2 protein-coding genes are annotated in these 25,968 nt (G+C 76.2%); both read right to left on the reverse strand.

Going from position 1 to position 25,968, the window contains the following annotated elements; genetic code table 11:
- Nucleotides 1-20: 20 nt before the first annotated feature.
- On the reverse strand, nt 21-11,246 hold the full coding sequence (locus FHX31_RS17860; protein WP_184976815.1) for a type I polyketide synthase: 11,226 nt from the start codon (nt 11,244-11,246) through the stop codon (nt 21-23).
- 41 nt (nt 11,247-11,287) lie between these two features.
- Nucleotides 11,288-25,942, reverse strand: a complete 14,655-nt coding sequence (locus tag FHX31_RS17865) for a type I polyketide synthase (protein WP_184976816.1) — start codon at nt 25,940-25,942, stop codon at nt 11,288-11,290.
- Nucleotides 25,943-25,968 lie beyond the last annotated feature (26 nt).

Below are 25,968 nucleotides of genomic sequence, written 5' to 3' on the forward strand. Positions count from 1 at the left end.
GATGTCGTTGCGGCTGGTGGTCACGACGTCTCCAGCTCGCGGTCGATCAGGTCGAAGATGTTCGCGGCGGTGGCCGACTCCAGGTCGTCGTCGCCGTCCGCGTCCGCCTGCCGCTCGGTCAGCCGGCCCAGCAGGCCGTGCAGCCGGTCGGTGATCCGGCGGAACTCGTCGTCGGCCGGGTCCAGCCCGACGAGCGCCGCCTCCAGCCGGTCGAGTTCCCGGCCCGCCCCCGACGGCTCGCCCGCCGAGGTCGCCGGGACGAACTGCCCGCCCAGGTGGGCGGCGAGCGCCTCGGGCGTCGGGTTGTCGAAGACCAGCGTCGCCGGCAGCCGCAGCCCGGTGGCCGCGCCGAGCCGGTTGCGCAGCTCGACGGCGGTGAGCGAGTCGAAGCCGAGTTCCCGGAACGCCCGGGTCGGCTCGATGCCGGCCGGGTCGCCGTGGCCGAGGACGACCGCCACGTGCGACAGCACCAGGTCGCGCAGGGCGCGTGCCCGCTTGTCGTCGGGCAGGGCGCGCAGCGTCTCGGCGTACGCCTGCCCATCGGTGGCCGCACCGGCCGCGGCCCGGCGGCCGGCGGCGCGGACCAGGTTGGTCAGCAGCGGGTGTACGGGCGACCCGGGCGCGGCCACGCCGGTGACGATCTTGGCGGGCATGAGGGTCGCCCGCTCCGAGCGCCAGACCGCGTCGAACAGGGCGAGCCCCTCGGCGTCGGAGAGGGCGGCCATGCCGCCCCGGTCGAGGCGGCGGATGTCGGCCGAGTCGAGGTGACCGGTCATGCCGCTGGCCTGCGCCCAGCGGCCCCACGCCAGCGCGACGGCCGGCAGGCCGAGGGCCCGCCGGTGCTCGGCGAGGGCGTCGAGGAACGCGTTGCCGGCGGCGTAGTTGCCCTGGCCGGGACCGCCGAACACGCCCGCGGCGGCGGAGAAGAGCACGAACGCGCTCAGCTCGTGGCCGAGGGTGGCCCGGTGCAGGTTCCACGCCACGTCGACCTTGGGCCGCAGCACCGCGGCGAGGCGGTCGGGGGTGAGCGACTCGACGGTGGCGTCGTCGAGGACGCCGGCGGCGTGCACGACGGCGCGCAGCGGGTGCCGCCGGTCCACCGTGGACAGCACGTCCGCCACGGCGTCCGGGTCGGCCAGGTCGGCGGCGACGATCGACACGTCCGCGCCGAGGGCCTTGAGGTCGGCGAGCAGGTCGTCGGCGCCCTCGGCGTCCGGGCCGCGCCGGCTGACCAGCAGCAGTTGCCGGGCGCCGTGCGCGGTGACCAGATGCCGGCAGAGCAGCGCGCCGAGGGTGCCGGTCGCCCCGGAGACCAGGACCGTGCCGTCGAGCCGGGGCGTCTGCGGGATACTCAGGGCGAGCTTGCCGACGTGCCGGGCCTGGCTGAGGAAGCGGAACGCCTCGGGGGCGCGCTGGACGTCCCAGGTGCGCCGGGGCAGGGGCCGCAGCGCACCGGCGGCGAAGAGCGCCATCAGTTCGCCCAGCATCGCGCCGATCTTCCCGGGGCCGGCCTCGATGAGGTCGAAGACCTGGTAGCTGACGCCCGGGTGGTCGGCGGCGACCTGCTGCGGGTCGCGCTTGTCGGTCTTGCCCATCTCGACGAACCGGCCGCCGTCGGCGAGCAGCCGCAGCGACGCGTCGACGTACTCGCCGCGCAGGGCGTTGAGCACCACGTCGACGCCCCGGCCACCGGTGCGGTGGGCGAACTCGTCGGCGAAGTCGAGGCTGCGGGAGGAGGCGAGGTGCGCGTCGTCGAAGCCGGTGGCGCGCAGCGCCGGCCACTTGCCGGGGCTGGCCGTGCCGTAGACCTCCGCGCCGAGGTGGCGGGCGATCTGCACGGCGGCCATGCCGACGCCGCCGGCCGCCGCGTGGACGAGCACTGACTCGCCCGCGCGCAGCCGGGCCAGCTCCACCAGCCCGTACCAGGCGGTCAGGAAGACCACGGGCACGGCGGCGGCGTCGGTGTAGGACCAGCCGTCGGGGATGCGGGTGAGCAGTCTGCGGTCGGTGACCGCCGCCGAGGAGAACGAGCCGGAGAAGATGCCCGTCACCCGGTCGCCGGGGGCGAGGTCGGTGACGCCCGGCCCCACGCCGAGCACCACGCCGGCGCCCTCGTTGCCCAGCACCTCCTGGTCGGGAACCATGCCGAGGGCCAGCACCACGTCGCGGAAGTTCAGCCCGGAGGCGCGCATCCCGACCAGGACGTGGCCCGCCGGCAGCTCCCCGGCCGTCTCGGGGCCGGGCAGCAGGGCGAGGTTCTCCAGCGTGCCCTTCTCGGTGACGTCGAGGCGCCATGGCACCTCGCCGGCGGGCAGCGGCAGCACCCCGGCGTCGCGGGCCCGGGTCAGCCGCGGCACGAGCGGCGCGCCGTCGCGGAGCGCGAGCTGCGGCTCGCCGGAGGCGACGGCCGCCGGGACGGCCGCCAGGGAGGCGGCGTCGTCGTCGGTGTCGAGCAGCGTGAACCGGCCGGGGTGCTCGGACTGCGCGGAGCGGACCAGTCCCCACAGGCTCGCCCGGGCAAGGTCGCGGGGGGCCTCGCCCGGGGCCGCGCCGACCGCGCCCCGGGTGTGCAGGACCAGCCGGGACCGCTCCAGCCGGGACTCGCCCAGCCACTGCTGCACCAGCGCGAGCGCGTCGCGGGCCGCGTCGTGCGCGGCCTCGCCGGCCCGCTGCGGGTCCGGCTCCGCGCCGGAGCGCAGGTCCAGCACCGTATCGGGTACGTCCCCGGACTCCCCGATCTCGGCGACCAGCGCCGCCAGGTCGGCGTGGGACCGCACCGGGTGCCCGGCGGCGGTGAGCGCACCGGTGAGGCCGAGGGTGTCGTCGCCGAGCAGCGCCCAGCTGACCGTCTGCCCCGCCGCCGCGTCGGCACCCGGCAGCGGCGTCCAGTCCAGGTGGAACACCGAGGTGCGGCGCAGCGCGGCCGCCTCGTCGGCCCGCCCCGCGGCGACGGGGCGGAACGTCAGCGACTCGACGGTGGCGACGGGCTGGCCGGCGGTGTCGGCGAGGGTGACCGCGACGGTGTCCGGGCCGAGGGAGCGCAGCCGCGCCCGCAGCCGGGTGGCCCCGTGGGCGTGCAGGGCGACCGAGCGGAAGGCGAACGGCATCCAGCCCGCCCCGGAGGTGTCCGCCGGATCGCCGAGCAGGGCGGTGACCCCGCTGGCCTGCAGGGCCGCGTCGAACAGGGCCGGGTGCAGCCCGAAGCGGGACGCGTCGGCGCTCGCCTCCTCGGGGAGGGCCACCTCGGCGTAGACCTCGCCGTCGCCGCGCCACACCCGGCGCAGCCCTCGGAAGGCGGGGCCGTAGCCGAGGCCACCCTCGGCCATCTGTGCGTACCAGGCGTCCAGGTCGGCGTCGATCTCGACGGCGCCGGCCGGCGGCCACTGCCCTGGTACGGCGGCCGGGTCGGGCAGTTGCGGCAGCAGGAGGCCCTCGGCGTGCCGGGTCCACTCGGCGTCGGCGTCCTCCTCGGGGCGGGAGTGCACTGTGACGCTCCGCTCGCCGGTGTCGGCGGGCGGGCCCACGCGTACCTGCACCTGCATCGCGCCGGTCGCGGGGAGCACCAGCGGGTTGATCAGCGTCAGGTCGCCCACCTGGCCGGCGTCGACCTCGTCGCCGGCCCGGACCACCATGTCGACGACGCCGGTGCCGGGGACGATCACTGCCCCGCCGACGGCGTGGTCGGCCAGCCACGGGTGGGTACGCACCGACAGCCGCCCGGTCAGCACCACCGTCCGGTCGTCGGCGACGGGTACCGCCGCGCTGAGCAGCGGGTGCCCGGTGTCCTGGAGGCCGGCGGAGCCGACGTCACGTACGCGGTGCGCGGGGGCGTCCAGCCAGTAGCGTCCGTGCTCGAAGGCGTACGTGGGCAGTGCGACGGTGTCGGTCTCGGCGAGTACGGCCGTCAGGTCGACGGGCAGGCCGATCGTGTGCGCGGTGGCGAGGTTCGTCAGCAGCCGCGTCGCGTCGTCGTCACCGCGCCGCAGACTGCCCAGCACGTGCCCGGTCGCGCCGACGTCGTCCAGGATCGCCGTCACCGGCATCGCCAGCACCGGATGCGGAGAGATCTCCACGAACGTGGTGTGCCCGGCGGCGACAGCCACCCGCACCGCCGCGTCGAACTGCACCGTCTGCCGCAGGTTCTCATACCAGTAGTCCGCCGTCATCGACGCCGGGTCCACCCAGTCCCCGGTGAGCGTCGACACCAGGCGGGTGTGGCCCGGCTGCGGCGTCACGTCGGCCAGGTCGGCGCGGAGCTGCTCCGCGACGTCCTGCACCGCCACCGAATGCGACGCATAGTCCACCGGGATCAACCGCGCCCGCACCCCGTCGGCCTGACACGCCTCCACCAGCTCGGCGACCGGCTGCGGCGGACCCGACACCACCACCGTCGACGGACCGTTGACGGCCGCAACGCCCACCCCGGGGAACTCCCCGAGCCGCTCGGCCACCGACTCCGCCGACAGGTCGACCGACGCCATCGTCCCGGTGCCTCGCAGCACCATCAGCGCCCGCGACCGCAACGCGACCGCCTTCGCCGCATCCTCCAGGGACAGGATCCCCGCCACACACGCCGCGCCGATCTCGCCCTGCGAGTGACCGACCACCGCAGCCGGGCTCACCCCGGCGTGCTGCCACACCGCCGCCAGAGCCATACCCACGGCCCACAGCACCGGCTGCACCACCTCGACCCGCGCCAACCACGACTCGTCGTCACCGGTCAACACCGACACCAGGTCCACGTCCAGGTACGGGGCCAGAGCCCGCTGGCACTCCGCCAGCCGCGCGTCGAACACCGGCGCACGACCCACCAGACCGGCCGCCATCCGCGCCGACTGCGCACCCTGACCCGGGAACACGAACACCACACCCGCACCGGTGCCGGAAACCGCACCCGTCACGAGGTTCCCCGCCGGGGTACCGGCGGACAGGGCCTCCAGCCCCGCCAGCAACTCCTCCGTGCCCGACCCGACGACAGCGGCACGGTGATCGAACGCCGACCGGGTCGTAGCCAGGGACCAGCCCACCGCCGCCACATCCACCACGGCTTCGTTGGCCCGCTGGAGGTGCCCGGCGCCGCCGGCGCCGCGCCCGCGCAGGAAGTCCGCCAGTCGGGCCGCCTGCCCCGCGAGCGCGCCCTTCGACCGCGCCGACACCGGCCACACCACGACATCGGAGGCCACCAGGCCCGGGCCGTGCCCGACCGGAGCGACGGACAGCTCGTCGGCCTGCTCGATGATCACGTGGGCGTTCGTACCGGACATGCCGAACGACGACACCGCCGCCCGACGCGGGCGCTCCACCGCCGGCCACGGCCGCGCCTGCGTCGCCAGCTCCACCGCACCGGAGGTCCAGTCGATGTGCGGCGACGGCTCGTCCACGTGCAGCGTCGCCGGGACCACGCCCTCCCGCATCGCCAGCACCATCTTGATCACACCGGCCACACCCGAGGCGGCCTGGGTGTGGCCGATGTTCGACTTGATCGAGCCGAGCAGCAGCGGCTCCTGTCCCTCGCGGCCCTGCCCGTAGGTCGCCAGCAGGGCCTGCGCCTCGATCGGGTCACCCAGCGTCGTGCCCGTACCATGCGCCTCCACCACGTCGACATCCGCGCTGCCCAGCCGGGCACCGGCGAGCGCCTGGCGGATCACCCGCTGCTGCGACGGACCGTTCGGGGCCGTCAGCCCGTTCGACGCACCATCCTGATTGACCGCACTGCCCCGCACGATCGCCAGCACCTCATGACCGTTACGCCGCGCGTCCGACAACCGCTCCACCACCAGCACGCCCACGCCCTCGCCCCAGCCCGTGCCGTCGGCACTCGCCGCGAACGCCTTGCACCGGCCGTCGGCCGCCAGGCCCCGCTGCCGGGAGAACTCGAAGAAGGTGCCGGGGGTGGCCATGACCGTGACGCCGCCGGCGAGGGCCATGTCGCACTCGCCACGCCGCAGCGACTGCACCGCCAGGTGCAACGCCACAAGCGACGACGAACACGCCGTGTCCACCGACACCGCCGGCCCCTCCAACCCCAACGCGTACGCCACCCGACCCGACACCACACTCGCGGCGTTGCCCGTGCCCGCGAAGCCCTCCACCTCGTCCCCCGCCACCATCAGCAGGGCCCCATAGTCCTGACCATTCGTGCCCACGAACACCCCTGTTCGCGAACCCCGAAGAACCCCAGGCTCAACCCCTGCCCGCTCGACCGCCTCCCACGAAACCTCCAGCAACAACCGCTGCTGCGGGTCCATCGCCGCCGCCTCGCGCGGCGAGATCCCGAAGAAGCCCGGGTCGAACTCGCCCGCCGCGTGCAGGAAGCCGCCCTTGTCGGCGTACGTGGTGCCGGGGTTGGCCGGGTCGGGGTCGTAGAGCCGGTCGAGGTCCCAGCCCCGGTCGGTCGGGAAGTCTCCGATCGCGTCGACGCCGTCGGCGACGAGGCGCCACAGCTGCTCGGGGCCGTCGGCGCCGCCCGGGTAGCGGCAGGCCATGGCGACGACTGCCACCGGCTCGTCGTCGCCCACGGCGGCCGGGGCGGCGTCCGGAACCGCCGCGGCGCCGGCGCCGAAGAGGCCGGTGAGCAGGAAGCGGGCCAGCACGGCCGGGGTCGGGTGGTCGAAGACCAGGGTGGTGGGCAGCGCCTGCCCGGTGGCGGCGACGAGCCGGTTGCGCAGCTCCACAGCGGTCAGCGAGTCGAAGCCGAGGTCGCGGAACGCGGTGGTCGCGCCGACGGCGGCGGCCCCGCCGTCGTGGCCGAGCACGTCGGCGGCGAGTTCGCGGACCATCTCGGCGACGGTCTCCTCGCGTCGGGCCGGTGCCAGCGCGGCGAGGCGCCGGCGCAGGGTCGCCGCCGGGCCGTCGTCGCCGTCGTCGGCTGCGGCGCCGCCGTCGAGGGCGGCCCGCGCCTCCGGTACGCCCTCCAGCAGTGGCCGGCGGCGGGCGGAGGCGTACGCGGGGGCGAACCGGGCCCAGTCCACGTCGGCCACCGTCACGGTGACGTCGTCGTGGTCGAGGGCCTGCTGCAACGCGGCCGTGGCGACGGCCGGGTCCATGGCGGGCAGGCCCCGACGGCGCAGGTTCCGTTCGGCGTCGGCGGCGTGCATGCCGCCGTCGGACCAGGGCCCCCAGGCGATGGCGGTGCCGGACCGGCCGTCGGCGCGCCGCCGCTGCACGAGCGCGTCCAGGTAGGCGTTGCCGGCCGCGTATCCGGCCTGCCCGCCGCTGCCCCAGGTGGCGGCGATGGACGAGTAGACGACGAAGGCGTCCAGTTCCCGGTCGCCGAGCAGGTCGGCGAGGTGGGTGGCCCCGGCGGTCTTGCCGGCGGTGACCTCGGCCAGTTCGGCGGGGGTGACCTCCGCCAGCGGGGTGGCCTGCGCGACGCCGGCGGTGTGCACGACCGTACGCACCGGCGGGCCGGCGGCCTCGACCCGGTCGAGCAGGTCGGCGACGGCGGCCCGGTCGGCGATGTCGCAGGCGGCGACGGTGACCCTGGTCCCGAGGGCGGTCAGCTCGGCCTCCAGCGCGGCCGCGCCGGGGGCGTCGGGCCCGCGCCGGCTGACCAGCACGACGTGTTCGGCTCCGGCGGCGGCGAGCCAGCGGGCGGCGCGGGCCCCGAGCCCGCCCGTGCCGCCGGTGACCACTGCGGTGCCGGTGGGCGTGAACCGGCGCGCCGGCGGGCGGTCGCCGAGGGCGGCGCGGACGAGGCGGCGGGTGAAGACCCCGGGGCCGCGTACCGCCAGCTGGTCCTCGCCGGTCGATCCGGTGAGGATCGCGGCGAGCCGGGCGACGGCCCGGTCGTCGGGGTCGGACGGCAGGTCGACCAGGCCGCCCCAGCGGTGCGGCGCCTCGACGCCGACGACCCGGCCGAGGCCCCAGATCGCTGCCTGCGCCGGGTCGACGAGCCGGTCGTACGAGGCGGCGGCGACCGCGCCCTGGGTGACCAGCCACAGCGGCGTGGCCCCGCCGGCGTCGCCGAGCGCCTGCGCGAGCGCGAGGGTGGCGGTCAGGCCGGGCAGGACCGTGCCGCCGGTGCGCGGTTCCCCGGCGAGCAGGGAGACGACGCCGGCGGGCTCGGTGCCGGCGAGGGCTGCCGCGAGGGCTGCCCGGTCGGCGTCCGGCTCGACGGTCAGGGGCCGCACGTCGGCGCCGGCGTCGGTCAGCGCAGCCCGGACGGCCCGCGCCGCCGGGTCGTCCGCGTCGGCTGCGGGCAGCGCCAGCAGCCAGGTGCCGGTCAGCCGGGCGGGGGCGGGCTCGGGGGCCACCTGCCACTCCTCCCGGTACCGCCAGCCGTCGAGGACCGAGTGTTCCTGCCGCTGCCGCCGCCAGTCGGCGAGGACGGGCAGCAGGGTACGCAGCGACTCGGCGGCGGCGGTGTCGGTGACGGCGAGGGTGTCGCGCAGCGCGTCGAGATCGGCGCGTTCGACGGCGGCCCAGAACCGCCGGTCGAGCGCGCCGGCCCCGCCCGTCGTGGTGTCGTCGGCGGGCGCCTCGGCCGGCACCCAGTAGTGCTGCCGCTCGAACGGGTAGGTGGGCAGGTCGACGAGCCGGCCGGGCAGGTCGGCGAGGACGTCCGCCCAGCGCGGCGGCGTACCGGCGACGTGGAGCTGGGCGAGGGCGGCGAGCAGGGTACGGCGGTCCGGGCGGTCCCGGCGCAGCACCGGAACCACCACGGCGGGGGCCGCGTCGGTGGTCTCGGTCTCGGTCCCGGCGAGGGTCTCCTGGACGGCGGCGGTGAGCACGGCGTCCGGTCCGACCTCCACGAAGGTACCGACGCCGTGGGCGCGCAGGGTGCGTACGCCGTCGGCGAAGCGGACCGCTTCCCGGACGTGGCGCACCCAGTAGTCCGGGTCGGTGAGCTGCGCCGGGTCGGCCAGCTCACCGGTCACGTTGGACACCACCGGCAGGGTGGGGGCGCGCAGGTCGAGCCGGGCGGCGACGGCGGCGAACTCGGCGAGCATCGGCTCCATCAGCGGGCTGTGGAAGGCGTGGCTGACCCGCAGCCGCCGCACCTGCACCCCCCGGTCGGTCCAGAGTCCCGCCAGCTCGTCGATGGCCACCGCCTCGCCGGAGACGACGACGGCGTCGGGGCCGTTGACGGCGGCGACGGCGACCCGGTCGGTCAGCGCGGCGATCGACTCGGCGACCCGGGCCTCGTCGGCGGCCACGGCGAGCATCGCGCCGCCGGTGGGCAGGGCCTGCATGAGCCGGCCCCGGGCGGCGACGAGGGCGCACGCGTCGTCGAGGCCGAGCACGCCGGCCACGTGGGCGGCGGTCAGCTCGCCGACGGAGTGCCCGGCGACCATGTCGGGGGCCAGCCCCCAGGAGCCGAGCAGCCGGTGCAGCGCCACCTCGACGGCGAACAGCGCGGCCTGGGTGAAGACGGTCTGGTCGAGCAGGTCGGCCTCGGCGGTGCCGGGCCCGGCGAACAGCAGCGGCTTCAGCGGCCGGGGCAGCCGGTGGTCGAGGTGGCCGCAGACCTCGTCGAGCGCCTCCGCGAAGACCGGGTACGCCTCGTACAGTTCCCGGCCGGCGCCGGCGCGCTGGGCGCCCTGGCCGGAGAACAGGAACGCGACCCCGCCGCGTTCGGCGGCGGCGCCGGTGACCAGCCCGGGGGCGGGCCGGTCGTCGGCGAGGGCGTGCAGGGCGGCGAGCAGGCCGTCGCGGTCGTCTGCGAGGACGACCGCCCGGTGTTCCAGGGGCGAGCGCGAGAGCACCGACGTCCGGGCGACGTCGGCCGGGCGTGCGTCCGGGTCGTCGGCGAGCCAGGCCGACCAGCGCTCGGCCTGGCGGCGCAGCGCGGTGCGGGTGCGGCCGGTGAGCAGCACCGGCGCGGGCGCGGGCGGCACCGGGTGGTCCGCCTCGACGCCGGCCGGTTCGGGCTGTTCGAGGATGAGGTGGGTGTTGGTGCCGCTCATCCCGAACGACGAGACGGCGGCCCGGCGCGGCCGGTCCACGGCCGGCCACGGCGTGGCCTCGGTGACGAGGGTGACCGCGCCGGCGGCCCAGTCCACGTGCGGGGTGGGCTCGTCGACGTGCAGGGTGGGCGGCACGATGCCGTGCCGCATCGCCTCCACCATCTTGATCACCCCGGCGATGCCGGCGGCGGCCTGGGTGTGGCCGATGTTCGACTTGATGGAGCCGAGCAGCAGCGGCGCGGCGTCGCCCCGCTCCCGGCCGTACGTGGCGAGCAGCGCCTGGGCCTCGATCGGGTCGCCGAGGGTGGTGCCGGTGCCGTGTGCCTCGACCACGTCGACCAGGTCGGGGGTGAGCTTCGCGCCGGCCAGGGCCTGCCGGATGACCCGCTGCTGGGACGGGCCGTTGGGGGCGGTGAGCCCGTTGGAGGCGCCGTCGGAGTTGACCGCCGAGCTGCGGATGACGCCGAGTACGGGGTGGCCGTTGCGGCGGGCGTCGCTGAGCCGTTCCAGCAGCAGCATGCCGATGCCCTCGGACCAGCCGGTGCCGTCGGCGGAGGCGGCGAACGACTTGCACCGGCCGTCGGCGGCGAGGCCGCGCTGCCGGGAGAACTCGACGAACGGGCCGGGGGTGGCCAGCACGGTCGCGCCGCCGGCCAGGGCGAGGCCGCACTCGCGCTGGCGCAGCGCCTGGCAGGCGAGATGGATGGCGACCGACGCCGACGAGCAGGCGGTGTCCACGGTGACCGACGGGCCTTCCAGCCCGAACGTGTACGCCAGCCGACCGGACACGACACTGGCGGCGGTGCCGGTCAGCACGTACCCCTCGACGCCGGGCGCCCGGTGCAGCACGGCGGCGTAGTCCTGCCCGGAGGTGCCCACGAAGACGCCGGAGCGGCTGCCACGCAGCGACAGCGGGGCGATGCCGGCGCGTTCGAACAGCTCCCAGGTGACCTCCAGCAGCAGCCGCTGCTGCGGGTCCATGGCGACCGCCTCGCGCGGCGAGATGCCGAACAGCGCGGCGTCGAACTCCCCCGCGTCGCGCAGGAACCCGCCGGCCGTGGTGTACGAGGTGCCGGCGTTGTCCGGATCGGCGTGGTAGAGCCGCTTCAGGTCCCAGCCGCGATCCGTGGGGAAGTCGCCGATGGCGTCCCCGCCGGACGAGACGAACTCCCACAGTTCCTCGGGCGAGCTGATGCCGCCCGGGTAGCGGCAGCTCATCGCCACGATCGCCACCGGCTCGGACTCCTCGGCGGTGACCTCGCGCAGCCGTTGGCGGGTCTGCTGCAGCTCGGCGACGACGCGCGTCAGGTATTCGCGCAGCCGCTCTTCGTCCGCCATGACATCTCGCTTTCTCGTGACACCACAGGTCCCCGTACGGCTCAGGAGAGCCCGAGGTCCTGGTCGATGAGGTCGAACAGCTCCTGGTTGCTGGCCGCCCGCAGCCGGCCGGCCACCTCGGCGGTCTCCTCCCGGCGTTCCTCCGCGACGCCGAGCCGTTCGAGCAGGCTGTGCAGGCGCATCGTGATCCGCACCCGGCCGATGTCGTCCGGGTCGCGCAGCGCGAGGGCGCTCTCCAACTGGTCCAGCTCCGCGAGGGTGGGCAGCGCCTCCACCGACGCCTCGTCGAGCAGTTCGGCCCGCAGGTGCTCGGCCAGCGCCTGCGGGGTCGGGTGGTCGAACACCACCGAGCTGGGCAGGCTCAGCCCGGTCGAGCGGGCCAGCCGGCCCCGCAGCTCCACGGCGGTGAGCGAGTCGAAGCCGAGGTCCCGGAAGGGCCGCCCGGCCTCCACCGCGTACGGGGTGTCGTGGCCGATGACCTCGCCCGCGGCGGTGCGGATGAGATCGACCAGCAGCCGTGCCTGTTCGGCCTGCGACAGCTCGCCGAGCCGCTTGCGCAGTTCGCCGGCGACCTGGTCGCCCTCCTCGGCGGTGGCACGCGCCGCCGCGGCCTGGGCGGCCACCTCGGCGATCTCGCTGATCAGCGGCCGGGGCCGGGCGGAGGCGAACACCGGCGCGAAGCGGTCCCAGTCGATGTCGGCGACGGTGAGGGCGGTGTCGTCGCCGTCGAGGCCGGCGCGCAGGGCGGCCATCGCCGGTTCCCGGTCGAGCAGGGACACCCCGCGCCGGCTCATGGCCGCGGTGTGCGCGTCGGTCACCATGCCGCCGCCGGCCCAGGGGCCCCAGTTCACCGAGAGGTGCCGGGCCCGCCCGGCAGGCCGGGACTGCGCCCAGGCGTCCAGGAAGGCGTTGCCGGCGGCGTACGCGCCGTGGTCGCCGACGCCCCAGACGGCCGCGATGGAGGAGAAGTGCACGACCAGGTCGAGCGGCTCCGGGTCGAGGAGCTCGCCGAGGTGCCGGGCGCCGGCGATCTTGCCGGAGACGACGTCGGCGAGTTCCGCCTCGGTCACGGCGGCGACCGGGTTGAGCCGGCCCACCCCGGCGGCGTGCACCACCGCGTGCACGGTCTCGCCGTCGGCGCGCAGGGAGCGCACGAGGTCCGCGACCGCGTCCCGGTCGGCCAGGTCGCAGGCCAGCACCCGGGCCTCGGCGCCGAGGGCGGCCAGTTCCGCCACCGCCTCGTCGGCCCCGGGGGCGGCCGCGCCGCGCCGGCTGACCAGCAGCAGTCGCCGCGCGCCGTGCCGGGCGAACCAGCCTGCGGCGTACCGGCCGACGGCGCCGGTGCCGCCGGTGACCAGGACGGTGTCCGGTGCCTGCCAGCCGGCCGGTGCCTCGGCGCGGGGCGCGCGCTCCAGCCGCCGCAGGTACGTCCCGGATTCGCGCACCGCGAGCTGGTCCTCGTCGCCGGCGGCGGTGAGGGCCGCCAGGACTCCCTCGGCGGCGGCGGTGTCCAGGGTGGCGGGCAGGTCCAGCAGGCCACCCCAGTGCCGGGGGTGTTCCAGCGCGGTCACCAGGCCGAGGCCCCACGTGGTGGCCTGGGCGGGGCGGGCGACGGGGTCGTCGGCGCCGGTGGCGACTGCCTGCCGGGTGAGCAGCCACAACGGTGCCGGGGGCAGGGCGTCCGTGACCGCCTGCACGAGGGCGAGGTTCGCGGTCAGGCCCAGCGGCACGGCCGGGCGCTCGGGGTGCGCCCGCTCGTCGAGGGCGAGCAGCGACACGATCCGGGCGGGCGCCGCGGCGGCGAGCTGCCCGGCGAGCGCGTTCCGGTCGATCGTCGCCGGATCGACGACGATCTGCCGCACGTCACCGCCACGGGCGGTGAGCAGTTCGGCGAGCCGGTCGGCGACCGGCTGGCCGGTGCCGCTGTGCACAAGGGTCCAGGTGCCCTCGACGGCGCCCGCCGCGAGGGGCCGCGGACGCCAGGTGATCCGGTAGCGCCAGCGGCCGGCGAGGGTGTCCTCCTGCTGCCGGCGCCGCCACCGGTCCAGGTCCGGCAGCAGCTTCCGCAGCGGCCGGTCCGCGTCGAGTCCGAGCCGGCTGGCGAGTTCGTCGCCGTCGCCCGATGCCACGGCCCGCCAGAACGCCGAGTCGACGTCGTCGGGGGTGGTGGCGGGGGTGGGCCCCGGCGCCGCGTCGAGGGTCGGCCAGAACCGCTGGTGGGCGAACGCGTACGTGGGCAGGTCCACGTGGCCGCCACCGGGAAGCAGCGCCGGGAAACGTACGGGCATGCCGTGGCAGTACAGCTCGGCCACCGCGCCGAGCAGGGTGGTCACCTCGTCCTGGCCGGGCCGCTGCACGCCGGTCACGACGATCGGGGCGTCCACCGGCAGCGCGTCGGCGGTCAGTGCGGTCAGCACGGTGTCCGGCCCGACCTCCAGGAACCGCGTCACCCCGTGGGCGTGCAGGTGGGTGACGGTGTCGGCGAAGCGGACCGCCTCCCGGACGTGGCGCACCCAGTAGCCGGGGGTGCAGAGCTGCTCGGCGTCGACGACCGCGCCGGTCAGGTTCGACACCAGCGACACCGTCGGCGGGGCGTACGACAGGGTCGCCGCGACGGCCGCGAACTCGGCGAGCATCGGCTCCATCAACGGGCTGTGGAAGGCGTGGCTGACCCGCAGCCGCTTGGTGCGTACGCCGAGGTCGGCGAAGTGGGCGGCCAACCCGGCCAGCGCCTCGTCGGCGCCGGCGACGACGACGGCGGCCGGCCCGTTCACGGCGGCGACGGCCGCCTGTCCCGGCGTGCCGTCCAGCGCCCGCAGCACGTCAACCTCGGGCGCGGCGACGGCCAGCATCCCGCCGCCGGCGGGCAGGGCCTGCATCAGCCGGCCCCGGTTGCCGACGAGCGCGCAGGCGTCGGGCAGGTCGAGCACCCCGGCGACGTGGGCCGCGCTGATCTCCCCGACGGAGTGCCCGGCCACGAAGTCGGGCCGGATCCCCCAGTGTTCGAGCAGCCGGAACAGCGCCACCTCGACGGCGAAGAGCCCGGCCTGGGTGAAGACCGTCTGGTCGAGCAGGTCGGCCTCGGCGGTGCCGGGCTCGGCGAAAAGCACCGTGCGCAGCGGCCGCGGCAGGTACGCGTCCAGGTGCTGGCACGCCTCGTCGACGGCCGCCGCGAAGACGGGGAACGTCTCGTACAGGTGGCGGCCCATGCCGGCATGCTGGGCGCCCTGGCCGGAGAAGAGCATCGCCAGCGCCCCGCCGGGCTCGGCGACGCCCCGGGTGAGCCCGGGGTGCTCCTGCCCGGCGGCGAGGGCCCGCAGGCCGCCGAGGGCGGCGTCGGCGTCCTCGGCGAGCAGCACCGCGCGGTGCCGCAGCGGGGACCGTCCGGTCGCCAGTGCCCGGGCCACGTCGGCGGCGGACGCGGCGGTCTGCGGCAGCCAGTCGGCCAGCCGGGCCGCCTGGGCCCGCAGGCTGTCGGCGGTGTCGGCCGAGACGACCCAGGGCAGCACCGGCGGCCCGGCGGCGGGGCGGGGCGTGCCGGTGTCGGCCGGCGGCGCGGCCGGCGCCTGTTCGAGGATGACGTGCACGTTGGTGCCGCTGACCCCGAACGACGACACGGCGGCCCGGCGAGGCCGCTCCACGTCCGGCCACGGCTGCGCCTCGGTCAGCAGCGCGACGGCGCCCGCCGACCAGTCCACGTGCGGCGACGGCTCGTCCACGTGCAGGGTGGGCGGCAGCAGGTCGTGCTGGAGCGCCAGCACCATCTTGATCACGCCGGAGACCCCGGCGGCGGCCTGGGTGTGGCCGATGTTCGACTTGACCGAGCCGAGCAGCAGCGGCCGGTCGGCGGGCCGGTCCCGCCCGTACGTGGCCAGGAGCGCCTGCGCCTCGATCGGGTCGCCGAGCCGGGTGCCGGTGCCGTGCCCGTCGACGGCGTCCACGTCGGCGGCGGTCAGCCGCGCGTTGGCCAGCGCCTGGTTGATCACCCGCTCCTGGGCGGGCCCGTTGGGCGCGGTCAGGCCGTTGCTGGCGCCGTCCTGGTTCATCGCCGAGCCGCGGACGACGGCAAGGATCCGCCGGCCGTCGCGCTGGGCGTCGGAGAGCCGCTGCAACATCACCAGGCCGACGCCCTCGCCCCAGCCGGTGCCGTCGGCGGCTCCGGCGAACGACTTGCACCGGCCGTCGAGGGCGAGCCCACGCTGCCGGGCGAACTCGAGGAACGGGCCGGGGGTGGCCATCACCGTCACGCCGCCGGCGACCGCGACGTCGCACTCGCCCTGCCGCAGGGACTGGCAGGCCAGGTGCAGCGCCACCAGCGACGACGAGCAGGCGGTGTCGACGCTGACGGCCGGGCCCTGCAACCCGAAGTGGTACGCCAGCCGACCGCTGATGACGGCGGCGACGTTGCCGGTGGCCTGGTAGCCCTCGGTCTCGACCCGGGCGGCCATCAGCAGCGTCGCGTAGTCCTGGCCGTTGGTGCCGACGAAGACGCCGGTGTTGGTCTCCCCCATGTCGGCCGGCGCGGTGCCGGCCCGCTCGAACAACTCCCAGGCGCTCTCCAGCAGCACCCGCTGCTGCGGGTCCATCACCATCGCCTCGCGCGGGGAGATGCCGAACAGGGCCGCGTCGAAGCCGGCGGCGTCGGTGAGGAAGCCGCCCTCCCGCACGTACGAGGTGCCGGGCCGGTCGGGGTCGGGGTCGTAGATGGCCGCCAGGTCCCAGCCCCGGTCGGCCGGGAACTCCGCGATGCCGTCGCGCCCCTCGGCGACGAGTCGCCACAGGTCCTCGGGGCCGGCGACGCCGCCGGGGTAGCGGCAGCTCATCGAGACGATGGCGATCGGCTCGTCCAGCGCGGTGGCGGCCCGGGTGGGAACCGCCGCCGGGCTGTCGTCGCCCGCGAGCCTGCCCGCCAGGTGCTCGGCGAGGGCGTCGGGCGTCGGGCGGTCGAACACCAGGGTCGCCGGCAGGTTCAGCCCCACCGCCTCGGCGAGCCGGTTGCGCATCTCGACGGCGCTGAGCGAGTCGAAGCCGATCTCCCGGAACGACCGGTCCGCAGCGAGCGCCTGCGGCGAGGCCAGCCGCAGCACCGCCGCCGCGTGGACCCGTACGAGGTCGAGCAGGACCCGGCGGCGCTCCGGCGCGGCGAGGCCGGCCAGCCGGCCGCGCAGCGGCGAGGCTGTGTCGGACGGGTCGGCGTCGCGCTGCCCGGCGGCGAGCAGTTGCGCCACCTCGGGGACGTCGGCGATCAGCGGCCGGGGGCGGGCCAGCGTGTAGGTCTGGAGGAACCGGTCCCAGGCGATGTCCGCCACGGTGAGCGTGGTGTCGCCGTCGTCGAGCGCCCCGGCCAGCACGGAGACCGCGAGGTCGGGGCGCATGGCCCGGACGCCCGAGCGGAACATCTGGTCGGCGGCGCCCTCGGCGTCGACCATGCCGCCGCCGTCCCAGGCGCCCCAGGCGATGGCGGTGGCGGCCCGGCCGCGCCGTCGCCGGTCCTCGGCGAGCGCGTCGAGGAAGGCGTTGGCGGCGGCGTAGCCGCCCTGGTGCCCGCCGCCCCAGACGCCCGCGCCGGAGGAGAAGAGCACGAACGCCGACAGGTCGTCGCCGCACGCCTCGTCCAGGTTCACCGCGCCGGCCACCTTGGCCCGCAGGGCGTCGGCGAGGTCGGCCACGTCGGTGGCCGCGACCGGCGCGGCGTGGGCCACGCCCGCGGTGTGGAACACGGCCCCGACGCGGGTGCCCTGCGCGGCCAGCCGCTCGACGAGGGCCCGTACGGCGGCGGGGTCCGCGACGTCGCAGGCGGCCACGGTGACGGTGGCGCCGGCGGCGCGCAGTTCGTCGGCCAGCGCGTCGGCGCCGGGCGTGGCGGGCCCCTGGCGGCCGGTCAGCACCAGCTCGCCGACGCCCTCGCGGGCCAGCCAGCGCGCGACCTGGGCCCCGATCGACCCGAGGCCGCCGGTGACCAGGACGGCGCCGCTGGCGGGACGCCAGTCCCCGGTCGCCGTCCGGTCGGCGCGGGCCCGGACCAGCCGCCGGGCGAACACCCCGGAGGGGCGCAGCGCCAGCTGGTCCTCGGCGTCGACGCCGGCCAGCACCGCCACGAGCCGGGCCCGGTCCCGGGGGTCCAGCTTCGTGGGCAGGTCGACGAGGCCACCCCAGCGGTCCGGGTGCTCCAGGGCGACGACCCGGCCGAGCCCCCAGAGCATCGCCTGCCGGGGGCGGTCGAGCTGGTCGGCCCGGCCGGTCGAGACCGCACCGGCGGTGGCGCACCACAGCGGCGCGGTGATTCCGGCGTCGCCGAGGGCCTGGACCAGTGCGTACGTGGCGGCGAGGCCCGCCGGGACGACCGGGTGGGCCGGGTGCGGCGCGTCGTCCAGGCCGAGCAGCGAGAGCACGCCGGCGACGGGCCCACCGGTACGCGCGAGCCGGTCGGCAAGCGCCTGCCGGTCCGGCTCCGTCGCGTCGATCCGGACGACCTCGGCCCCGCCCTCGCCCAGCACCCGGGCGACGCCGTCGACCAGGGGGTGCTCGACGCCGGCGGCCGGCACGACCAGCAGCCAGGTGCCGGCGAGGGTGGCCTCCGCGACGGTCAGCGGCTTCCAGGTCACCCGGTAGCGCCACAAGTCGACGGTGGACTCTTCACGGCGGCGCCGGCGCCACGAGGAGAGCAGCGGCAGCGCGGGGTCGAGGGAGCGGGCCGTGGCCTCGTCGATGCGCATCGCGGCGGCCAGCGCCTGCGCGTCGGCGCGTTCCACGGCCTCCCAGAATTTCCGGTCCGCCTCGTCGGCGACGGCGAGGGCGGGGGCGGTCGCCGCCGTCGGCTGCGGCCAGTAGCGCTGGCGCTGGAAGGCGTACGTGGGCAGCGCGACCGGCGGGCCGGTGGGGGCGCCCAGGATCGCCGTCCAGTCGACCGGCACGCCGTGCACGTGCAGCCCGGCGAGGACCGTCAGCATGCGCTGCCAGCCACCGGCCAGGGTGTCCTCGGCGGCCACCACGACGGCGTCGTCGGCCCGCGCGCTCTCGCGGATCCCGGCGGCGAGCACGGACGCGGGAGCGGCCTCGAGGAAGACCCGGTGGCCCTCGTCGAGCAGGACGCGTAAGGCGTCGGCGTCGGCGTCGGCGTCGGCGTCGGCGTCGGCGTCGGCGTCGGCGTCGGCGTCGGCGTCGGCGTCGGCGTCGGCGGACAGTTCCCGGTACCACCGGGCGGCGTCGAGGCCGTCGGTGTCGACCGGGCCGCCGATCGCCGAGTACAGCGGTATCTCGGCCGCCCGGAGGGTGATCCCGGCCGGCGCGTCCGGGCCGTCCTCCGCCCGGCTGGCGAGGGCCATCGTCTTCGCCGCGTCCTCCAGCGACAGCGCGCCGGCCACGCAGGCGGCCGCGAGCGCCCCCTGGGCGTGCCCGAGCACGGCGGCGGGCCGTACGCCGAGCGAGCGCCACCAGCGTCCCAGCGAGACGGCCACGGCCCACCGGACGGCCGGCGCCACCCCGGGGTCGGCCGGGGTCGGGGCGCCGTCCGCGCCGCGCAGCACGGCGGCGAGCGACCAGTCCACGTGGGGGGTGAGGGCCGCCTCGCAGGCGGCGATCACGGCGGCGAACTCCGGTGCCCGGTCCAGCAGCTCGACCGTCGCGGCGGGCCACGGGTCGCCGTGGCCGGGGAAGACGAGGATCGGGTCGCCGCCGCGCAGCGCGGTGCCGGTGACCGTGGCGGGGGTGGCCTCGCCGAGGTGGAACGACTCCAAGGCGCGCGTCAGGCCGACTGTGTCGCGGCCGAGGACGACGGCGCGGTGCGCGAACGCGGTCCGGGTGGTGACCAGGGCGTGTGCGACGTCGGCCGGCGCCAGCTCCGGGTGTGCCGCGAGGTGCGCGCCCAGCCGGGCCGCCTGGTCGCGCAGCGCCGGAGCGTCCGCGGCGGAGAGCACCAGGGGTACGAGTCCGGGGCGCGGCCGGTCGGCGGGCCGCGCGTCGATCGTCTCGGCGGGTGGCTGCTCGATGATCACATGCGCGTTCGTGCCGGAGATCCCGAACGACGACACCGCCGCCCGACGCGGACGGTCCACCCGCGGCCACGGGGTCGCCTCCGTAGCCAGGGCCACCGCCCCGGCCGACCAGTCCACATGCGGCGACGCCTCGTCCACATGCAACGTCGCCGGCACCAGACCGTGCCGCATCGCCATGACCATCTTGATCACACCAGCCACACCCGCAGCCGCCTGCGTGTGCCCGATGTTCGACTTCACCGACCCCAACAGCAACGGCCGATCCTGCGGACGCTCCTGCCCGTACGTCGCCAGCAGAGCCTGCGCCTCGATCGGGTCACCGAGGGTCGTGCCCGTGCCGTGTGCCTCCACGGCGTCCACGTCCGCCGGAGTCAGGCGCGCGTTCGCGAGGGCCTGCCGGATCACGCGCTGCTGCGACGGACCGTTCGGCGCGGTCAGGCCGTTGGACGCACCGTCCTGGTTCACAGCCGTACCCCGCAGGACGGCGTGGATGCGCCGGCCTTCCCGCTGGGCGTCGGAGAGCCGCTGCACGAGCAGGACACCCACGCCCTCGCTCCAGCCGGTGCCGTCGGCCGAGGCGGCGAACGACTTGCACCGGCCGTCCTGCGACAACCCCCGCTGCCGGGAGAACTCGATGAACGTCCCCGGCGTCGCCATCACCGTCACGCCGCCAGCCAGGGCGAGGTCACATTCACCCGACCGCAACGCCTGCGCGGCAAGGTGCAGCGCCACGAGGCTGGACGAGCAGGCCGTGTCGACGGTGACCGCCGGGCCTTCGAGGCCGAACGTGTACGCCACCCGCCCGGACAGCACGCTGCCCGAGTTGCCGGTGCCGACGTAGCCCTCCACCTCGCCGGCCAGCTCCATGAGCCGCGTCGCGTAGTCGTGGTACATGACGCCGGCGAAGACACCGGTCCGGCTGCCCCGCAACCGCTGCGGATCGAGACCGGCGGACTCGAACGACTCCCACGACGCCTCCAGCAACAACCGCTGCTGCGGATCCATCGCCAGAGCCTCACGCGGCGAGATGCCGAAGAACGCCGGGTCGAACGCACCCGCGTCATACAGGAAGCCGCCGTGCCGGGTGTACGACGTCCCGGGGTGGTCCGGATCGGGATCGAACAGGCTCTCCAGGTCCCAGCCACGGTCGGCGGGGAACTCCCCGATCCCCTCCCCGCCGGCGGCCAGCAGCGCCCACAACTGGTCGGGCGTCTCGACGCCGCCCGGGTAGCGGCAGGCCATGCCGACGATGGCGAGCGGCTCGTCGGAGCGGGTGGTGGTCCGCACGCCCGGCGCGGCGGGACCGCCGGCGGCACCGGCGAGTTCGGCGTGCACGTGGACGGCGAGCGCCTGCGGCGTCGGGTAGTCGAACACCAGCGTCGAGGGCAGCCGCAGGCCGGTGGCCGCGTTCACGCGGTTGCGCAGGTCGACGGCGGTCAGCGAGTCGAAGCCCAGCTCGCGGAACGCCCGGTCGGCAGGCACGGCTTCCGCCCCGCCGTGCCCGAGCACCTGCGCGACGAGGCCGCGTACCAGCACGTCGACCTGGGCGCGCGCCTCATCGGCGGTCAGGCCACCGATACGGGTCGCCCAGGTGGTGCCCTGTCCCGCCTGGCGCCGGATCGTGGTCGTACCGATCAGGTTGCGGAGCATCGGCGGCACCGGGCCTGCGCCGACGGCGGCCCGGAGGGCGGCCAGGTCGATCACGGCGGGCACCAGGGCGGGGCGGTCTGCGGTGAGCGCGGCGTCGAACAGGCGCAACCCGGTGTCGGCGCTCATCGCGGTGATGCCGCCCCGCGCCGATCGCGCCCGGTCGGCGTCGTCGAGGGACGCGGCCATGCCGGGGGTGTCCCACATGCCCCAGGCGAGGCTGACGGCAGGCAACCCGAGCTGCCGCCGGTAGACCGCCAGGGCGTCGAGGAACGCGTTACCCGCCGCGTACGCCGACTGACCCGGCGAACCCAGCACACCCGCCACCGACGAGAACACCACGAACAGATCCAGACCCAGACCCGCCGTCGCCTCGTGCAGGAACCAACCCGCCGACACCTTCGGCGCCAGCACCGCACGAAGCCGCTCGGCGGTCAGCCCTTCGACTACGCCGTCGTCCAGGACACCGGCGGTGTGCACGACACCCGCCAGCCGGCCCTCAGCGGAAACCTCCGCCACCAGGGCGGACGCCTGATCCCGGTCCGTCACGTCGCAGGCGACCACCCGCACCGACGCACCCAGCGCGGTCAGCCGCTCCGACAACTCACCGGCACCCGCAGCCGCCGGGCCACGCCGCGACACCAGCACCAGCGACCGCACACCATGCGCCGACACCAGATGCTCCGCGACCAACGCCCCGAGCGCACCCGTACCGCCGGTCACCAGCACCGCACCGTCACCCACGACCGGCGTCTCCAGCGACGCCGGGGCGACCGCGCGCACCAGACGCGGCACGAACACCTCACCCGAGCGCACCGCGACCTGACCACCGAACGCCACCGGCTCGTCGGCCACGGAAGTCAGCACACCCAGCAGCCCGGCGTCCACGTCACCGTCGACGTCCGCCAGGACGATGCGACCCGGATGCTCCGACTGCGCCGAGCGCAGCAGACCCCAGACCGCCGCTGCGGCCAGGTCGGTGACCCGGTCTCCGTCCCCGACCGACACCGCACCCCGGGTCACCACGACCAACCGCGACTCCGCCAGCGCGTCGGCCGCCAGCCAGGACCGCACCGTCGCCAGCACCTGCGACGTCGCCGCCCGCACCGACTCGGGGCCGTTGTCGACGGCGGCGGCGGGCATCTCACCGGGGGCCGAAGCAGGTTCCGTCCCGACGTGAAGGGCCCGGCGCAGGCCACCCGCCGGCACCAGCAACAGACGCGGCGCCACACCCGACGCCACGGCGACCGCCTCGACGTCGGCGTACACCGGCAGCTCACCGACGGCCGGCAGGTCGGCGGCGGCGGCGGGCGAGCCCAGCAGCGCCCACCCGGAGGCGTCCCCGGCTGGGGCGACCTCCTGGGCCTGCCAGGTGAGTTCGAACAGCGACCGGGCCGACGCGTCCGGGGACGACGACACCCCGCTCAGCTCGCGCAGGGCGAGGGTGTCCACCGAGACCACGGCCGCGCCCGACTCGTCGCACGCGACCAGCCGCACCGCCGAGCCCGTACGCGACAACCGCACCCGCAGCACCCGCGCACCCGAGGCATACACCTGCACACCCTCGAACGCGAACGGCACCCGAGGCCCACCCGAGCCCTCCAAGCCGGACAGCAACCCGATCGGATGCAGCGCGGCGTCCAGCAGCGCCGGGTGCACGCCGAACCCCGCGGCGTCACCGGCCACCTCGTCCGGCAACGCCACCTCGGCGTACACGTCCTCGCCGACGGTCCACACCCGGCGCAGCCCCCGGAACACCGGCCCGTACGACAGGCCGCGCTCCGCCAGCACCGGATACCAGCCCGCCACGTCCACCTCGACGCCGTCGACCGGCGGCCACTCCCCCACGCCCGGCTCGTCGGCCGACGCCGGCTCCAGCACACCCTCCGCGTGCCGGACCCACTCCGGGTCGGCGGCCTCGTCGGGCTGCGAGTGCACGGTCACCGATCGCACGCCGGTCTCGTCGGCCGCGCCGACGCGCACCTGCACCCGCACCGCACCCGCCTGCGGCAGCACCAGCGGCGCGGCCACGGTCAACTCCCGCACCCGCGACGCGCCCACCTCGTCGCCCGCCCGCACCGCCAACTCCACCAGAGCGGCACCGGGAACGACCACCACACCGGACACGACGTGGTCGGCGAGCCACGCGTGCGTCGACGTCGAGAGGCGGCCGGTCAGGACCACCATGTCCGCGCCGGCCACGGAGACGGCCGCGGCGAGCAGCGGATGCCCTGCCACGCCGAGGCCCGCCCCGGACACGTCCGTCCAGCGGCCCGCCGGCTCCAGCCAGTAGCGCTGGTGCTGGAAGGCGTACGTCGGCAGGTCCAGGTGCCGGCCGCCGGCCCGGCCGAGCAGGTCCGCCCAGCCGACGGTCACGCCGTGCACGTGCAGCGCTGCGAGGGCCTCCAGGAGGGCCTGCGGCTCGGGGCGGTCGTGGCGCGACGCGGACACCAGCAGGGGCGCCGGTTCGTCGTCCGAGCGCTCGGCGAGGCAGTTCTGCGCCATGGCGGTCAGGACGCCGTTCGGTCCGACCTCGAGGTAGGTGTCGACGTCCCCGGCGCGCAGGCAGTCGACGGCGTCGGCGAAGCGCACGGTGCCGCGTACGTGGCGCACCCAGTAGCCCGGGTCGCAGAGCTGGTCGGCGTCGGCGACGCGGCCGGTCAGGTTCGACACCACCGGGATCGTCGGCGGCCGGAACGTCAGCCCCTCGGCGACGGCCGCGAACTCGGCGAGCATCGGGTCCATCCGCGCGCTGTGGAAGGCGTGGCTGACCCGCAGCCGGCGGGTCTGCACGCCCCGCTCGGACCACACCCGCTGCACCTCGTCGAGGGCCTCGACGTCGCCCGCCACCACCACGGCGGCGGGGCCGTTCACGGCGGCCACGTCCAGCCGGCCGGTCAGCCCCGCCAGGGAGGCGGCCACCGCGGCCTCGTCGGCTGCCACGGCGAGCATGCCGCCGCCCGCCGGCAGGGCCTGCATCAGCCGACCCCGCGCCGCGACCAGCGCGCACGCGTCGGCCAGGGAGAACACGCCCGCCACATGCGCCGCCGCGATCTCACCGATGGAGTGCCCGGCCACCAGGTCCGGCACGACACCCAACGACTCGACCAGGCGGAACAACGCCACCTCGACCGCGAACAGCCCCGCCTGGGTGAACACCGTCTGGTCCAGCAGCCCCGCCTCAGGCGTACCCACCCCGGCGAACAACACCTCCCGCAGCGCACGCGGCAGCAGCGGATCCAGGTGAGCACACACCTCGTCCAAGGCGGCGGCGAACACCGGGAACGCCGCGTACAGCTCACGACCCATACCGGCGCGCTGCGCGCCCTGACCGGAGAAGAGAAAGGCCACCCGGCCGCGCGGCGCCGACGCACCGGTGGTGACGGTGCCGGCCGGCTCGCCTGCGGCGAGGGCCCGCAGCCCGGCGAGCAGGTCGTCCGCGTCGCCGGCCAGGACGACCGCGCGGTGCTCCAGTCCCGCGCGGTTGACCGAGGAGGCCGCGACGTCGACCGGGCGCGGGGAGTCGACGCGGGCGAGGTGGTCGGCCCAGCGGCCGGCCTGCCCGGCGAGCGCCTCGGGCGTACGGGCGGAGAGGAACACCGGGGCGAGCGGAAGCGTCACCGGCGCGTCGGCGGCGGGCGGGGCCTCCTCCGTGGACGGGGCGTCGTCGACGGGCGCCTCCTCCAGGATGACGTGCGCGTTCGTACCGCTGATGCCGAAGGACGACACGGCGGCCCGGCGCGGCCGGTCGGTGGCCGACCACGTGCGTGCCTCGGTCAGCAGCGAGACCTGCCCGGCGGACCAGTCGATGTGCGGGGAGGGCTCGTCGACGTGCAGGGTGGCGGGCATGGTGCGGTGCCGGATCGCCTCGATCATCTTGATCAGGCCGGCGGCACCGGCGGCAGCCTGGGTGTGGCCCAGGTTCGACTTGACCGAGCCCAGCCAGAGCGGCCCGCCGTCGCCCCGGTCCTGCCCGTACGTGGCCAGCAGTGCCTGTGCCTCGATGGGGTCGCCGAGGGTGGTGCCGGTGCCGTGCGCCTCGACCACGTCGATGTCGGCCGGCGAGAGCCGGGCGTTGGCGAGAGCCTGCCGGATGACCCGCTCCTGTGACGGTCCGTTGGGCGCGGTGAGCCCGCTGCTGGCGCCGTCCTGGTTGACGGCGCTGCCCCGCACGACGGCGAGGATCCGGCGGCCGTCGCGGCGGGCGTCGGAGAGCCGTTGCAGGAGCAGCACGCCGACGCCCTCGGACCAGCCGGTGCCATCGGCGGCGGCGGCGAAGGACTTGCAGCGGCCGTCCGAGGCCAGGCCCCGCTGGCGGGAGAAGTCGGCGAACGTGCCGGGGGTGGACATCACGGTGACGCCGCCGGCGAGGGCGAAGTCGCAGTCCCGCTGGCGCAGCGACTGCGTGGCGAGGTGCACGGCGACCAGCGACGACGAGCACGCCGTGTCCACAGTGACGGCTGGGCCCTCCAGCCCGAATGTGTACGCCACCCGCCCGGACACCACGCTGCCGGAGTTGCCGGTGCCGATGTAGCCCTCGACGCCGTCGGGCAGGTCCAGCACCCGCGACGCGTAGTCGTGGTACATGACCCCGGCGAAGACGCCGGTCCGGCTGCCGCGCAGCGCCTGCGGGTCGATGCCGGCGTGCTCGAACGCCTCCCAGGAGGTCTCCAGCAGCAGCCGCTGGTGCGGGTCCATCGCCAGGGCCTCGCGGGGGCTGATGCCGAAGAAGCCCGGGTCGAACTGCGGCGCGTCGTAGAGGAAGCCACCCTGGCTGCTGGTCGACGTGCCCGGGTTGTCCGGGTCGACGTCGAAGAGCCGCTCCAGGTCCCAGCCCCGGTCGGCCGGGAAGTCGCCCACCCCGTCGCCGCCCCGGTCGACGAGGTCCCACAGCTCCGCCGGGCTGGACACGCCGCCCGGGAACCGGCACGCCATGCCGATGACTGCCATCGGCTCGCGGTCCTTGGCCTCCACCTCGCGTACCCGCCGGCGCGCGTCGCGCAGGTCGGCAGTCGCACGCCGGAGGTAGTCGAGGAACTCTGCCTCAGTGGGCATCGGGCCACTCCGTATCGGGGTTCGAG

The sequence above is a fragment of the Micromonospora sp. CNZ286 genome (genome assembly GCF_014207755.1).